Annotated in this window: 14 protein-coding genes; 12 read left to right on the top strand and 2 right to left on the bottom strand. The window is 66.6% G+C overall.

Annotated features, from left to right (window positions below; genetic code table 11):
- The first annotated feature begins 53 nt into the window (after window positions 1–53).
- Complete coding sequence (gene aceF / locus KS03_RS28450) at window positions 54–1688, top strand: dihydrolipoyllysine-residue acetyltransferase (protein ID WP_015876427.1); 1635 nt, start codon at window positions 54–56, stop codon at window positions 1686–1688.
- A 151-nt stretch (window positions 1689–1839) separates the two neighbouring features.
- Window positions 1840–3609: a dihydrolipoyl dehydrogenase gene (gene lpdA, locus KS03_RS28445; RefSeq protein WP_015876426.1), complete on the top strand. Its 1770-nt coding sequence runs from the start codon at window positions 1840–1842 to the stop codon at window positions 3607–3609.
- 249 nt (window positions 3610–3858) lie between these two features.
- Here the strand turns inward: lpdA and KS03_RS28440 are convergent, their stop codons facing one another.
- Window positions 3859–4440, bottom strand: a complete 582-nt coding sequence (locus KS03_RS28440; RefSeq protein WP_015876425.1) for a phasin family protein — start codon at window positions 4438–4440, stop codon at window positions 3859–3861.
- Window positions 4441–5125: 685 nt separating this feature from the next.
- Here KS03_RS28440 and pbpG point away from each other — a divergent pair.
- Window positions 5126–6265 (top strand): D-alanyl-D-alanine endopeptidase, encoded by a 1140-nt coding sequence (gene pbpG / locus KS03_RS28435; protein WP_015876424.1) that lies wholly within the window; start codon window positions 5126–5128, stop codon window positions 6263–6265.
- Between the two features lie 112 nt (window positions 6266–6377).
- On the opposite strand, the gene KS03_RS28430 is transcribed toward pbpG, so the two are convergent.
- Window positions 6378–7187, bottom strand: a complete 810-nt coding sequence (locus KS03_RS28430) for an IclR family transcriptional regulator (protein WP_015876423.1) — start codon at window positions 7185–7187, stop codon at window positions 6378–6380.
- A 190-nt stretch (window positions 7188–7377) separates the two neighbouring features.
- On the opposite strand from KS03_RS28430, the gene KS03_RS28425 reads away from it, so the two are divergent.
- The 9 genes from KS03_RS28425 to hscB all read left to right on the top strand — a co-directional run bounded on the left by KS03_RS28425 (window position 7378) and on the right by hscB (window position 14046).
- Window positions 7378–8100, top strand: coding sequence for a (Fe-S)-binding protein (locus KS03_RS28425; RefSeq protein WP_015876422.1), 723 nt, complete (start codon window positions 7378–7380; stop codon window positions 8098–8100).
- Window positions 8101–8153: 53 nt separating this feature from the next.
- On the top strand, window positions 8154–9575 hold the full coding sequence (locus KS03_RS28420; protein ID WP_015876421.1) for a lactate utilization protein B: 1422 nt from the start codon (window positions 8154–8156) through the stop codon (window positions 9573–9575).
- A gap of 201 nt (window positions 9576–9776) precedes the next feature.
- The gene (locus KS03_RS28415; RefSeq protein WP_015876420.1) at window positions 9777–9992 is read left to right on the top strand and encodes a hypothetical protein; all 216 of its coding nucleotides are present in this window, start codon (window positions 9777–9779) and stop codon (window positions 9990–9992) included.
- A gap of 91 nt (window positions 9993–10083) precedes the next feature.
- Window positions 10084–10566 (top strand): low molecular weight protein-tyrosine-phosphatase, encoded by a 483-nt coding sequence (locus tag KS03_RS28410; RefSeq protein WP_015876419.1) that lies wholly within the window; start codon window positions 10084–10086, stop codon window positions 10564–10566.
- A 123-nt stretch (window positions 10567–10689) separates the two neighbouring features.
- Complete coding sequence (gene iscR / locus KS03_RS28405) at window positions 10690–11226, top strand: Fe-S cluster assembly transcriptional regulator IscR (protein ID WP_015876418.1); 537 nt, start codon at window positions 10690–10692, stop codon at window positions 11224–11226.
- 84 nt (window positions 11227–11310) lie between these two features.
- Window positions 11311–12534 (top strand): IscS subfamily cysteine desulfurase, encoded by a 1224-nt coding sequence (locus KS03_RS28400; protein WP_015876417.1) that lies wholly within the window; start codon window positions 11311–11313, stop codon window positions 12532–12534.
- Between the two features lie 52 nt (window positions 12535–12586).
- A complete protein-coding gene (gene iscU / locus KS03_RS28395) occupies window positions 12587–12994 on the top strand; it encodes a Fe-S cluster assembly scaffold IscU (RefSeq protein WP_017424134.1) in 408 nt (135 codons plus the stop codon).
- Window positions 12995–13088: 94 nt separating this feature from the next.
- Window positions 13089–13412: an iron-sulfur cluster assembly protein IscA gene (gene iscA / locus KS03_RS28390; RefSeq protein WP_015876415.1), complete on the top strand. Its 324-nt coding sequence runs from the start codon at window positions 13089–13091 to the stop codon at window positions 13410–13412.
- A 106-nt stretch (window positions 13413–13518) separates the two neighbouring features.
- A complete protein-coding gene (gene hscB, locus KS03_RS28385) occupies window positions 13519–14046 on the top strand; it encodes a Fe-S protein assembly co-chaperone HscB (protein ID WP_015876414.1) in 528 nt (175 codons plus the stop codon).
- Window positions 14047–14069 lie beyond the last annotated feature (23 nt).

Genomic DNA, 14069 nt, shown 5'->3' with positions numbered 1-14069 from the left:
ATGTCACGCCGCGCCGCCCGACCAGGGCGGCGCGGCCCAGGAGACTTTTACAGATGAGTCAAGCGATCGAAGTCAAGGTGCCGGATATCGGCGATTACAAGGACATCCCCGTCATCGAGGTGCTGGTGAAGGCGGGCGATACGGTGGAGGCCGAGCAATCGCTCGTCACGCTCGAGTCCGACAAGGCGACGATGGACGTGCCGAGCCCGTCGGCCGGCACGGTCAAGGAAGTGAAGGTCAAGGTGGGCGACACCGTGTCGGAAGGCACGCTGATCGTGGTGTTCGAAGGCGCGGGCGACGCCAAGGCGGAAGCGCCGAAGGCCGAGGCCCCGCAAGCGGCAGCCGCGCCGGCCAAGGCCGAGGCGCCGAAGGCCGACGCTTTGGCGGGCGGCGGCACGGTCGAGGTCAAGGTGCCGGACATCGGCGACTACAAGGACATTCCCGTCATCGAGATCGGCGTGAAGGTCGGCGACACGGTCGAGAAGGAGCAGTCGCTCGTCACGCTCGAATCGGACAAGGCGACGATGGACGTGCCGAGCCCGGCGGCCGGCACCGTCAAGGAAATCAAGGTCAAGGTCGGCGACACGGTATCCGAAGGCGCGCTGATCGTGGTGCTGGAAAGTGGCGACGCCGCGCCGGCTGCGGCTCCGAAGGCGCAAGCGCCGAAGGCCGAGGCGCCGAAGGCGGCGCCGGCCCCGGCCGCGCAGGCTTCGGCTCCGGCTCCGGCTCCGGCTCCGGCTCCGGCTCCGGCTCCGGCCGCGTCGGGCCGAGCGAGCCATGCTTCGCCGTCGGTGCGCAAGTTCGCGCGCGAGCTCGGCGTGGACGTCGGCCGCGTGACGGGTTCGGGTCCGAAGGGCCGCATCACGAAGGAAGACGTGACGGCGTTCGTGAAGGGCGTGATGACGGGCCAGACCGCGGCCCCGGCCGGCGCTGCCGCGCCGGCGGGCGGCGGCGAGCTGAACCTGCTGCCGTGGCCGAAGATCGACTTCACGAAGTTCGGCCCGGTCGAGGCGCAGCCGCTGTCGCGCATCAAGAAGATCTCGGGCGCGAACTTGCACCGCAACTGGGTCATGATCCCGCACGTCACCAACAACGACGAGGCGGACATCACCGAGCTCGAGGCGCTGCGCGTCCAGCTGAACAAGGAAAACGAGAAGTCGGGCGTGAAGTTCACGATGCTCGCCTTCGTCATCAAGGCCGTGGTCGCGGCGCTGAAGAAGTTCCCGACCTTCAACGCGAGCCTGGACGGCGACAACCTGATCCTCAAGCAGTACTTCCACATCGGGTTCGCCGCCGATACGCCGAACGGGCTGGTGGTGCCGGTGATCCGCGACGCGGACAAGAAGGGCCTCGTCGACATCGCCAAGGAAATGGCCGACCTGTCGAAGGCGGCCCGTGACGGCAAGCTCAAGCCCGACCAGATGCAGGGCGGCTGCTTCTCGATCTCGTCGCTGGGCGGCATCGGCGGCACGCATTTCACGCCGATCGTCAACGCGCCGGAAGTCGCGATTCTCGGTCTGTCGCGCAGTGCGATGAAGCCGGTCTGGGACGGCAAGCAGTTCGTGCCGCGCCTAACGCTGCCGATGTCGCTGTCATACGATCACCGCGTGATCGACGGCGCCGCAGCCGCGCGCTTCAACGCTTACCTGGCGTCGATCCTCGGCGATTTCCGCCGCGTGATTCTTTGATGCATGACGGCATCCGCCGTTGGCCCGCGCGGTGTGCCGGATGCGCGCCGCGCGGCCATCGCGCTGCGCGCGGGAACCGCCTCGGCGGCGCGCGCAGCGGCGCGGATGCGTCGTTCGATCGGCGGTAGTCCATACAAGTAGGGGACAGTTCATGAGTCTCATCGAAGTCAAAGTGCCGGACATCGGCGATTACAACGATATTCCCGTCATCGAGGTGCTGGTGAAGGCGGGCGACACGGTCGAGAAGGAGCAATCGCTCGTCACGCTCGAATCGGACAAGGCGACGATGGACGTGCCGAGTTCGGCGGCCGGCGTCGTCAAGGAAGTGAAGGTCAAGGTCGGTGATCCGGTCTCGCAGGGCACGGTGATCGTCGTGCTCGAGGGCGCCGCCGAGGCGGCCCAGCCCGCTGCAAAGGCGCCCGAGGCGTCGGCCGCCAAGGCCGCCGAGAAGCCGGCTGAAAAACCCGCCGAGAAGGCCGCGCCGCAGGCCGGCAGCTACTCGGGCAAGGCCGACGTCGAATGCGACATGCTGGTGCTCGGCTCCGGCCCCGGCGGCTACTCGGCGGCGTTCCGCTCGGCCGATCTCGGCATGAAGACGGTGCTCGTCGAGCGTTACGCGACGCTCGGCGGCGTGTGCCTGAACGTCGGCTGCATCCCGTCGAAGGCGTTGCTGCACACCGCGCTGGTGATCGACGAGGCGGCTGCGCTGGCCGATCACGGCATCACGTTCGGCAAGCCCGAGGTCAATCTCGACAAGCTGCGCGACTTCAAGTCGAGCGTGGTCAAGAAGCTCACGGTCGGCCTCGCCGGCATGGCGAAGGCGCGTAAGGTCCAGGTGGTCTCGGGCGTCGGCAGCTTCGTCGATCCGTACCATCTCGAAGTCGAGGGCGAGGGCGGCAAGACCGTCGTCAAGTTCAAGCAGGCGATCATCGCGGCCGGCTCGCAGGCGGTGAAGCTGCCGTTCATGCCGGAGGACCCGCGCGTGATCGATTCGACCGGCGCGCTCGAATTGCGCCAGCTGCCCAAGCGCATGCTCGTCATCGGCGGCGGCATTATCGGCCTCGAAATGGCCACCGTCTACTCGACGCTCGGCGCCGAGATCGACGTGGTCGAAATGATGGACGGCCTGATGATGGGAGCCGACCGCGATCTCGTGAAGGTCTGGGAGAAGTACAACGCGAAGCGCTTCGGCAACGTGATGCTGAAGACCAAGACGGTGGGCGCCGAGGCGAAGGAAGACGGCATCTACGTCAAGTTCGAGGGGGAGAAGGCCCCTGCGGACGCGCAGCGTTACGACCTCGTGCTGGTGGCGGTCGGCCGCAGCCCGAACGGCAAGAAGATCGGTGCCGACAAGGCCGGCGTTGCGGTCACGGATCGCGGCTTCATCGAAGTCGACAAGCAGATGCGCACCAATGTGCCGCACATCTTCGCGATCGGCGACATCGTCGGCCAGCCGATGCTCGCCCACAAGGCCGTGCATGAAGGCCACGTCGCGGCCGAGGCCGCGCACGGCGAAAAGGCCTATTTCGACGCGCTGCAGATCCCGTCGGTGGCCTACACCGATCCGGAAGTGGCCTGGGCCGGCAAGACCGAGGACCAACTGAAGGCGGAAGGCGTCAAGTACGGCAAGGCGGTGTTCCCGTGGGCCGCGTCGGGCCGTGCAATCGCCAATGGCCGCGACGAGGGCTTCACGAAGCTCCTGTTCGACGAGGAAACGCATCGCGTGATCGGCGGCGGAATCGTCGGCCTGAACGCGGGCGACCTGATCAGCGAGGTATGCCTCGCGGTCGAGATGGGCGCCGACGCCGAAGACATCGGCAAGACGATCCATCCGCACCCGACGCTCGGCGAATCGATCGGGATGGCCGCCGAGCTGTACGAAGGCGTTTGCACCGACCTGCCGCCGCAGCGGAAGAAGTAACGGGTGGTCGGGCCGGCGCGCGGGTGGCGCCGGCCCGATGCGATGCGCCGGCCCCGCCGGACCGAGGAAGGTCCGGCGGGGCCGTTTTCATTGGCGCGAGCCGGGCAGGGCCGCGGATGAGGCCGGCTCGTTCGGCGGCTTTGTTCGGGCGAAAAAAAACCGCGCAGCGGCGCGGTTTTTCGGGGAGCGGCGCGCCTGAGCGCGGCGCGCGATCCGGTTGGGTTTGTGCTGGCGGGCGGATGCGCCGGCTCAGACGGCCTTCGGCGCGGCGGCGGCCGTGCGGCGCGAGGCAGCGGCAGCCGAGTTGGCGGCCTTGGTCGCGACGGCGGCGGCGGCGTTGAAGTTCGACTCGGCGATCTCGACGGCCTGCTTGGTGGCCTTCTGCACCGTTTCGTAGGTCGTGTTCGCGGCGTTGATGGCCGACTTCAGTGCGGCAACGGCCGTTTCCGAGCCGGCCGGCGCGTTCTTCGCGACGTTGTCGACGAGCGCCTGCACCTTCAGGTTCTGCTCCTGGAACTGGGCTTCGGCAACCTTCGCGAATTCGGCCTGCGTGGTCGAGGCGATGTCGTACAGGTGACGGCCGTAGGCCAGCATCTTCTCGGCCACCGGCTGGGCAAAGCTTGCCTGCAGCGCGATCAGTTCCTGCGCGTCCTTGGCCGACAGCGCGCGCTGCGCGTTTTCCTGGCTTTCCGCGAGCGTCGACTTCACAACCTGCACGTTCAGCTCGATCAGCTTCTCGACGCTTTCGAACGCCTTCGACGTCAGGCCGAACAGGCTTTCGAGATTGGCTTTGTGGGCAGCGGCGATTTGCTCGGGGGTCAACAGGGACATGATTTTGGCTCCTGATTGACGATCGCCGGCTTCGCGGCGATCGCTTGAGTTAAGGGGCACGACGGTGTTCGGAATCTGCGCAATGCCGTGGTGCATTGCAACAACGGTTCCCATTCTAGGGCGTTCGAAACAGATGTCAAGCTTCTTTTGTGCGCTGCACAATGACACTATTTTTCCGGAAAAACAATGGCTTGTATCGTTCCGGATGAAATCGGTTCCGGTCCGCCGGCATTGCATGAGACGGCTCGATGCGCCTGACTCGCGACGCCCTTGGCAAAGCGCGCCCATCGCGGGTTTACGACGGCCGATCCCGGTAAACCGATCGGCGGCATGGAACGTTTCAGAGAGATGACGGTCAAAAAGCGCCGTTTGCTTGTACGTCGTCCAACCTGCGTTTGCGGCCTTCGGCAAGGATTGTTCGCCCGTTGCGTGGGCCGTTTGGGCCGCCTGCGCTGTAATTCGTCCCGATCGTGCCGTTATCTCGGCTATCCGGCAAGCGCCGGATAGGAGCTTGCAGGGCATGCGGTGCCATCGTTTTTTTCGATGGAACACGCGAGTGTGATTGCGTTGGAGCGATCGTCTCTTACAATCCGGTTTAACGAAAGCCGGTAAGTGCCTAAAATTGCTTATTTTTTCAGGTTTTACTACACTTGCGGAAACCTCCCGCCGCTCTGTTCGGACCCCAATGAAAGCCTCACTGTTCTCGCCGTTGAAGATGATGCACGGTGCGGCCCTCGGTACCGCCGTGTCGGTGGCCGTCTCGATGCTGGTCGCATCGGTCGCCATCGCACCCGCGGATGCCGTTGCCGCGCACGCCAAATCCACCAAGTCCGCGAAAGCGGCCGCCTCCGCCAAGGGCAAGAAGCGCACTGTCGCCACCGAGAAGAAAGTCGCCCATGTGGCTGCCGACGCTCCGCGCCGCGGCCGCAAGCACGCCGTGCTCGCCGCCGGCCCGGGCCGTCATCACGGTGCCGTGCGTCGCGTGGCGTTCCAGCCGCGCCAGCAGGCGGTCGGCCAGGCCTTTGGACTGCATGACACGTCCGACGCGCTCGCGCTGCGCTCGAGCGTGGCCTACGTGGTCGACCAGGCCACCTCGGAGCCGCTGTTCGACAAGAATTCGCGCGCCGTCGTGCCGATCGCCTCGATCTCGAAGCTGATGACCGCGATGGTCGTGCTGGACTCGAAGGCGCCGCTCGAGGAGCAGATCGAAGTCACCGACGCGGACCGCGACTACGAGAAGGGCACCGGTTCGCGACTGTCCGTAGGCTCGGTGCTGTCGCGCGAGGACATGCTCCACATCGCGCTGATGGCCTCCGAGAACCGCGCCGCAGCCGCGCTGTCGCGCTACTACCCCGGTGGCCGTCCCGCCTTCATCGCCGCGATGAACGCCAAGGCGAAGGCGCTCGGCATGACCGACACGCACTTCGAGAATTCGACGGGGCTCACGAGTCTGAACGTGTCGAGCGCGCGCGACCTCGTGAAGATGATCGACGCGGCGTACCAGTACCCGCTGATTCGCCGCTTCTCGACCGATCGCACCTACACGGTGTTTACCGGCAAGCGTTCGCTCGTCTACAACAGCACGAATGCGCTGGTGCGCAATCCGTCCTGGGACATCGGGCTGCAGAAGACGGGCTTCATCAACGAGGCCGGCGAGTGCCTCGTGATGCAGGCGACGATCCACGGCAGGCCGATCGTGATGGTGCTGCTCGATTCGTTCGGCAAGTACTCGCGCACCGCCGACGCCGCGCGCGTGCGCAACTGGCTCGACGCCGGCGGCGGCGAGCGCCTGACGGCCGCGAACACCGAAGCTGGCGGCACCTGAGCGCCGCGTGGCGCCGACAAGAAAAAACCCCGCGACTGCGGGGTTTTTCAATGGGCGGGCAGAAAAGCGCGGAGCCCGATGGCGTCGCCCCGGCCGTGCCGCGCGGCTCGCGTCAGAGCGACTTGGCGAGCGCCTCGCCCGAATTCTCGCGCGGCGGCCGGTAGCCAAGCGCCTCGGAGATGGTCAGCGCGGTATGGCTGATCTGGCCGAGCCAGGCGTCCTGCAGCCGATCGGCCGGGGCCGACAGCGACAGCCCGGCGACGAGCTTGCCCGAATCGTCGTAGATGCCGGCCGCGATGCAGCGCACGCCCAGTTCGAGCTCCTCGTTGTCACGCGCGCAGGCCTGCTGGCGCACCAGCGCTAGCTCGCGCTCGAGCTTCATCAGATCGGTGATGCTGTTCTGCGTGTGGCCGGCGAGTCCGGTGCGCGTTGCGTAGGCGCGCACGCGCGTGGTTTCGTCGGCCGCCAGGAACAGCTTGCCGACCGAGGTCAGGTGCAGCGGCGCGCGGCCGCCGATGGCGCGCACCACCTGCATGCCCGAGCGCTCCGAATAGGCACGCTCGATGTAGACGATCTCGTCGCCCTGGCGCACCGACAGGTTCACGGTCTGCCCCGTCAGCCGGTGCAGTTCGCGCATCGGCATGAGCGCCGCGTCGCGCACCGACAGCCGCGCCTTGACGAGGTTGCCGAGTTCCAGCAGCCGCATGCCGAGGCGATAGGTGCCGGGGTCCGAGCGGTCGACCAGACGGCACGTCACCATGTCGTTGAGAATCCGGTGCGCGGTGGAGGGATGCAGTTCCGTGCGCTGCGCGAGCTCCTTCAGGCTGACCGGGTCACTGTGGTCGGCGAGCGCATCGAGCAGTCGCATCATGCGTTCGATCACCTGGATCGACGTCTTCGGGTCAGGATTCGGCGTGCTCATCGTGAAAAATCAGTTGACCTGTCAAACGGTGAGGAAGCGATTGTATCTCGTAATGTGAAAAAAGCGAACGCTGTTCGAGGAGACCTTCAGATCGAATCGGGAAAGGCCGTCCCGCCGTTCGCCAGGCCGCGGCGTTGGTCCCGCGCGGCAAACGGCGGATAATGAGCGGCGTTTTCTCGAAGGAGCCCCCATGCGAGTCGGATTGTTCGTCACCTGCCTCATCGATCTGATGCGGCCCGAAATCGGCTTTTCCGCGCTGAAGCTGATCCGCGAGGCCGGTTTCGACGTGAGCGTGCCGGCCTCGCAGACCTGCTGCGGGCAGCCCGCCTACAATTCGGGCGATCGGCGCCTCGCGCGTGATCTGGCCGAGAAGACGCTGCGCGAATTCGAGCCGTTCGACTACGTCGTGGTGCCGTCGGGCTCCTGCGGCGGCATGATCCGCGCGCATTACGGTGACCTGTTCCGCGACGATCCCGAGCTGATGGCGCGGTTCGGGCGCCTGCGCGAGCGCGTCCACGAACTGACCGACTTCCTCGTCAGGGTCGCGAAGGTGCAATTGCCGCCGGGCGAATTTCGCGGGCCGGTGGCCTATCACGACGCCTGCTCGGGCCTGCGCGAGCTCGGCGTGAAGGCTCAGCCGCGCGCCCTGCTGGCCCAGCGCGGCGTGGAGCTCGCCGAGATGAAGGATTGCGAGCATTGCTGCGGCTTCGGCGGCACGTTCGCCGTCAAGTACGGCGCCATTTCCACCGCGATCGTCGACGAGAAGTGCGCGAACGTGCAGGCGAGCGGCGCGCGCGCCGTGGTGCTCGGCGATCTCGGCTGCATCCTCAACATCGAGGGCCGGCTGCGCCGCCTGGGCGACAGCGAGACGCGCGTGCTGCATATCGCGCAGGTGCTGGCCGGCGATCTCTGAGCCGTCGAAGCCGCGTTCCCTTTTCCGATTGTCGCCAGCCGAGTCAGCCAGCCATGCAAGTCCAATCGATGCAGTTCCAGGCCCGCGCGGGGCAGAAGCTCGCCGACCAGCGCCTGCAGCACAATCTCAAAAAGCTGTCGACGAATTTCGTGTCGGGCCGTGCCGACGCGATCGCGCAGATCGATTTCCCGGCGACGCGCGCCGCGCTGAAGGCGCTTCGCAACCGCGCGCTGGAGCACCTCGAGATCTGGCTCGAGGCGTTCGAACGCGAGGCGGCGCGGCGCGGCACGACGGTGCTGTTCGCCGAATCGATGGCCGACGCGGCGGCGCTCGTGGCCGACATCGCGCAGCGCCACGACGTCAAGAAGGTGATCAAGACCAAGTCGATGGTGTCCGAGGAGATGCGTATCAACGCGGTGCTCGCGCAGATCGGCGTGGAGTCGGTGGAGACCGATCTGGGCGAGTACATCCTGCAGATCAACGGCAACGAGGCGCCGAGCCACATCATTGCGCCGGTGCTGCACAAGGACAAGGACGAGATCGCCGATCTGTTCGCCGCCGCGCATGGGCGCCCGCGGCTCACCGAGATTCCTGACATGACGCGCGAGGCGCGCGAGATGCTGCGCTCGCATTTCCTCGATGCCGACATGGGGCTGACGGGCGGCAACTTCGTGGTGGCCGAGACCGGCTCGGTGGTGCTGGTGACGAACGAGGGCAACGAGGGCATGTGCACCGTGATGCCGCGGGTCCACGTGGCCGTGACCGGCATCGAGAAGGTGCTGCCGACGCTGGAGGATCTCGCCACCGCGATGCGGCTGCTGCCGCGCTCGGCCACCGGGCAGAAGGTCTCGAATTATTTCTCGCTGCTGACGGGGCCGCGCGGGCCCGGCGACGAGGACGGCCCGGAGCACAACTACGTGGTGCTCGTCGATGGCGGCCGTACCGGCCTGCTCGGCGGCGAATTCCAGGAGATGCTGCGCTGCATCCGCTGCGGCGCCTGCATGAATCATTGTCCGGTCTATCAGAAGATCGGCGGCCACGCTTACGGCTGGGTCTATCCGGGGCCGATGGGCTCGGTGCTGACGCCCAGCTACACCGGGCTCGAAGGTTCGCTCGACCTGCCGCAGGCGGCCACCCTTTGCGGCGAGTGCGATAGCGTCTGTCCGGTCGGCATTCCGTTGTCGGGCCTGCTGCGCCGGCTGCGCGAGAAGCAGGTCGAGCGGCGCCTGCGGCCGTGGCGCGAGCGGGCGGCGCTGGCCGTCTGGGGCTTCGCGGCACGCCGGCCCATGCTGTACGGCCTCGCCAGCAAGCTGGCCGTGCGCGTCCTCGAGCGCCTGGGCGGCACGCGCGATGCGGGACGCGGCATCCGGCGTCTGCCGCTCGCCGCCGGCTGGACCGACACGCGCGATCTGCCGACGCCTACCGGCCGAACCTTTCGCGAGCTCTACGCGGCCTCGCAGAGCCACCTCGGCTGAGGCAGGGCGGCGGGCGCGGCGAAGCGCGTCGATTCGATATTGATCCGTGTCAGTAATATGGCTGTGGATCGTGCGACTGTTCGCTGCGCGACAACACTGCGTTCGCTATTTGATGGTTTTTCTTAATAGGCGGGGTCTATAGAATCGGGGTGGTCAGCATCGGGCACCGGTTCCGATGCGCAGTCACCAAGAGGTCGCGTCATGAAAAAGACAATATCGATGTACTGGCCGCTCGCGATCATCGTCCCGCTCGCCGCGGCCGCCTACCTGCACGCCTCGGCCGTCGCGCGGCCGGGCGAGCCGCTGGCGATCGAGCAAGCGTCGGCGGAGCTGGCCCGGACGGTGTCGTTCGGGCTCGTCGGCGCATCGCCCGACGCGGCGTCGGCCACGCCGATCGCCGCCGCCAGGGCGCTCTGATGTCGGGCCTGCCGTCCGCGCGAAACGGGGCGTGCCGGTATAATATGGCGCTCCCCTTTTTCGCGGCCGCTGGCCGCCATCCGGCCGCCCGATGAAACGTGCCTCGCTTTGCTTCGTCTGTCTCGGCAATATCTGCCGCTCGTCGACTGCGGAGGGCGTGATGCGCGCCCAGGTCGGCGCGGCCGGCCTCGAACACGTGATCGAGATCGATTCGGCCGGCACCGGCGACTGGCATGTCGGCGCACCGCCCGACCCGCGCGCCCAGCAGGCCGCGCGCTCGCGCGGCTACGATCTTTCCGCGCTGCGTGCGCGGCAGATCGAGGCGGCCGATTTCGAGCGCTTCGACCTGCTGCTCGCGATGGACGAGGCCAACCTGGCCGAGTTGCGGCGCCGCGCGCCGGCCGAGCATCGCCACAAGCTGCGGCTGCTGATGGAATTCGCCGGCGACGGCGCCGTGCGCGAAGTGGCCGATCCCTATTTCGGCGGCGCGCCCGGCTTCGAGCAGGTGCTCGACCAGTGCGAGGCGGCCTGTGCCGGCCTGCTTGCCTCGCTGCGGGCGCACGACGCCGACTGATCCGGGCCGCTGCGGCGCAAGGCAGCGTCTGCCGAATCCCCTTTTGCGGCCAGGGATACTTGACTAAAAATGTCAGATATTTATACTTGACCAAAATCGTCAAGATTGCTGTCCCCTACGACTATGAGACTCACCACGAAAGGCCGTTTCGCCGTCACGGCGATGATTGACTTGGCACTGCGCCAGGAGCAGGGGCCGGTGACGCTTGCAGGCATCAGCCAGCGCCAACGCATCTCGCTCTCGTACCTGGAGCAGCTGTTCGGCAAGCTGCGTCGGCACGAGATCGTCGAATCGGTGCGCGGTCCCGGCGGCGGCTACAATCTCGCGCGCCGTGCCGGCGACGTGACGGTGGCCGACATCATCATCGCGGTCGACGAGCCGCTCGATGCGACGCAGTGCGGCGGGAAGGGGACCTGTGAAGGGACCAAGCAGCCCGACGGACACTGCATGACGCACGAGCTCTGGTCCACGCTCAACCAGAAGATGGTCGAATACCTCGATTCGGTGTCGCTGCAGGATCTCGTAGATCAGCAGCGCGCCAAAGAGGGGGCGCCCGCCGTGCTGCGCGACCGCCGCGCGCCGGAGCCGGCCGCGCCCGTCGAGCCCGTGCGCGCGATGCCGCTCGGGCCGAACTCGGTGTTCAACATCGCGAGTTCTTGACGCTGACGCGCGGCTGCCCGCGCGCATCGCCTGTCTACACAAAAAAGAATCGTCCCTGCATTGAATGAATACCCGGAGCGCCAGATGAACAACGATATTCCTCACCTGCCCATCTACATGGACTACAGCGCGACGACCCCGGTCGATCCGCGCGTGGTCGACAAGATGGTGCCGTACCTGCGCGAGCAGTTCGGCAACCCTGCGTCGCGCAGCCACGCTTACGGCTGGGATGCCGAACGCGCGGTGGAAGAGGCGCGTGAACAGGTGGCGGCGCTCGTGAACGCGGACCCGCGCGAGATCATCTGGACCTCCGGCGCGACCGAATCCGACAATCTCGCGATCAAGGGTGCGGCGCACTTCTATCAGGGCAAGGGCAAGCACGTCATCACGGTGAAGACCGAGCACAAGGCCGTGCTCGATACTTGCCGCGAACTCGAGCGCGAAGGCTTCGAGCTCACCTATCTCGACGTGAAGGACGACGGCCTGATCGACCTCGAAGTGTTCAAGGCCGCGCTGCGCCCCGACACGATCCTGGTGTCGGTGATGCACGTCAACAACGAGATCGGCGTGATCCAGGACATCGAGACGATCGGCGAGATCTGCCGCGAGAAGGGCATCGTGTTCCACGTCGACGCGGCGCAGTCGACCGGCAAGGTGGCGATCGATCTGGCGAAGCTGAAGGTCGATCTGATGTCGTTCTCGGCCCACAAGACCTATGGCCCGAAGGGGATCGGCGCGCTCTACGTGCGCCGCAAGCCGCGCGTGCGGATCGAGGCGCAGATGCACGGCGGCGGTCACGAGCGCGGCATGCGTTCGGGCACGCTGGCGACGCACCAGATCGTCGGCATGGGCGAGGCGTTCCGTATCGCGCGCGAGGAAATGGCGGTCGAGAACGAGCGGGTGCGCGCGTTGCGCGACAAGCTGCTGCGCGGCCTCTCGCAGATCGAGGAAACCTACGTGAACGGCGACATGGAGCACCGGGTTCCGCACAACCTCAACATCAGCTTCAACTTCGTCGAAGGCGAATCGCTGATCATGGCGATCAAGGATGTCGCGGTGTCGTCCGGCTCGGCTTGCACCTCGGCGTCGCTGGAGCCTTCCTACGTGCTGCGCGCGCTCGGCCGCAACGACGAGCTCGCCCACAGCTCGATCCGCTTCACGGTCGGCCGCTTCACGACCGAGCAGGACGTGGACTACGTGATCAAGCTGCTGCAGGGCAAGATCGCCAAGCTGCGGGACCTGTCGCCGCTCTGGGAAATGCACAAGGACGGCATCGACCTCTCGACGATCGAGTGGGCCGCACACTGAATGAAGGTTGCGCGGCCCGGCGCCGCGTACACGTAACGCACAGGAGTCGAACATGTCTTACAGCAACAAGGTTCTGGATCACTACGAAAACCCGCGCAACGTCGGTTCGTTCTCGAAGGACGACGACGCGGTCGGCACCGGCATGGTCGGCGCGCCGGCCTGCGGCGACGTGATGAAGCTGCAGATCCGCGTCGGCACCGACGGCGTGATCGAGGACGCGAAGTTCAAGACCTATGGCTGCGGTTCGGCGATCGCCTCAAGCTCGCTCGTCACCGAGTGGGTGAAGGGCAAGACGCTCGACGAGGCGCTGGCCATCAAGAACACGCAGATCGCCGAGGAACTGGCGCTGCCGCCCGTGAAGATCCACTGCTCGATCCTGGCCGAGGACGCCATCAAGGCGGCCGTTGCCGACTATCGCAAGCGTCACGACGCGACGGCGGAAGACGGCCAGGCGGCCTGAGTCCCGCCAGCAGGTGCGGTGCACCGCCGGCAGGGCCGGGGGTGAGGTTTATCGAGGAAGACGCACGCGTGCGACGCGTGCGACCAGGAACATCATGGCAATCACACTGACCGAAAAAGCAGCGCAACACGTGCAGAAGTACCTGACGCGGCGCGGCAAGGGGCTGGGCCTGCGGCTCGGCGTGCGCACCACCGGTTGCTCGGGGCTTGCCTACAAGCTCGAGTATGTCGACGACGTGGCGGCCGAGGATCAGGTGTTCGAGAGCCACGGCGTGAAGGTCGTGGTCGATCCGAAGAGCCTCGCCTACATCGACGGCACCGAGCTCGATTTCGCGCGCGAAGGGTTGAACGAAGGCTTCAAGTTCAACAATCCGAACGTGAAGGACGAGTGCGGCTGCGGCGAGTCGTTCCGCGTCTGAGGGCGAACCGCGCGATGCGGACCACAGGCGGCACTGGCCGCCTTTTTCTTGTGCGGCACGCGCCGCGCCCCTGCACTGCCTGATACCCCTGGTGGGATGCCACGCGATGAATTCGCTGAAAGACAGCTATTTCGAACTCTTTCATCTGCCGGCGCAGTTCGCGCTCGATGCCGGCGCGCTCGACACGGCCTATCGCGCCGTGCAGTCGCAAGTGCATCCGGACCGCTTCGCCGCGGCCGGCGACGCGCAGAAGCGCATCGCGATGCAGTGGGCGACGCGCGCCAACGAGGCATACCAGACGCTGCGCGATCCGCTCAGGCGCGCGATCTACCTGCTGTCGCTGCGCGGGGCGGACGTCGGCGCGGAAAGCAACACGGCGATGGAGCCGGCATTCCTGATGCAGCAGATGGAGTGGCGCGAGGCGATCGAGGATGCGGCAGGCGCGCAGAACGTGCCGGCGCTCGACGCGCTGCTCGCCGAACTGCGCGACGAGAAGCGCACGCGCTTCGACAAGCTCGCGGCGTTGCTCGACAGCGGCTCCGACCAGGGCGCGGCCGAGGCCGTGCGGCAGTTGATGTTCATCGAGCGGGTGGCCGCCGAAGTGGCCGCGCAGATCGAACGTCTCGAAGATTAACCGTGCTTCGCCGTGTCTCGCAC

The organism is Burkholderia glumae LMG 2196 = ATCC 33617 (assembly GCF_000960995.1).
Classification (GTDB): domain Bacteria; phylum Pseudomonadota; class Gammaproteobacteria; order Burkholderiales; family Burkholderiaceae; genus Burkholderia; species Burkholderia glumae.
Note: the sequence above shows the minus strand (reverse complement) of the source record. Positions and strands in the feature narration are given on the sequence as shown.

Coding starts and splice junctions, on each gene's coding strand:
- iscA (WP_015876415.1), top strand. CDS start 13,089: ATGGCAATCACACTGACCGAAAAAGCAGCGCAACACGTGCAGAAGTAC.
- KS03_RS28420 (WP_015876421.1), top strand. CDS start 8,154: ATGCAAGTCCAATCGATGCAGTTCCAGGCCCGCGCGGGGCAGAAGCTC.
- KS03_RS28410 (WP_015876419.1), top strand. CDS start 10,084: ATGAAACGTGCCTCGCTTTGCTTCGTCTGTCTCGGCAATATCTGCCGC.
- iscU (WP_017424134.1), top strand. CDS start 12,587: ATGTCTTACAGCAACAAGGTTCTGGATCACTACGAAAACCCGCGCAAC.
- KS03_RS28440 (WP_015876425.1), bottom strand. CDS start 4,440: ATGTCCCTGTTGACCCCCGAGCAAATCGCCGCTGCCCACAAAGCCAAT.
- KS03_RS28400 (WP_015876417.1), top strand. CDS start 11,311: ATGAACAACGATATTCCTCACCTGCCCATCTACATGGACTACAGCGCG.
- KS03_RS28415 (WP_015876420.1), top strand. CDS start 9,777: ATGAAAAAGACAATATCGATGTACTGGCCGCTCGCGATCATCGTCCCG.
- KS03_RS28430 (WP_015876423.1), bottom strand. CDS start 7,187: ATGAGCACGCCGAATCCTGACCCGAAGACGTCGATCCAGGTGATCGAA.
- aceF (WP_015876427.1), top strand. CDS start 54: ATGAGTCAAGCGATCGAAGTCAAGGTGCCGGATATCGGCGATTACAAG.
- hscB (WP_015876414.1), top strand. CDS start 13,519: ATGAATTCGCTGAAAGACAGCTATTTCGAACTCTTTCATCTGCCGGCG.
- KS03_RS28425 (WP_015876422.1), top strand. CDS start 7,378: ATGCGAGTCGGATTGTTCGTCACCTGCCTCATCGATCTGATGCGGCCC.
- lpdA (WP_015876426.1), top strand. CDS start 1,840: ATGAGTCTCATCGAAGTCAAAGTGCCGGACATCGGCGATTACAACGAT.
- pbpG (WP_015876424.1), top strand. CDS start 5,126: ATGAAAGCCTCACTGTTCTCGCCGTTGAAGATGATGCACGGTGCGGCC.
- iscR (WP_015876418.1), top strand. CDS start 10,690: ATGAGACTCACCACGAAAGGCCGTTTCGCCGTCACGGCGATGATTGAC.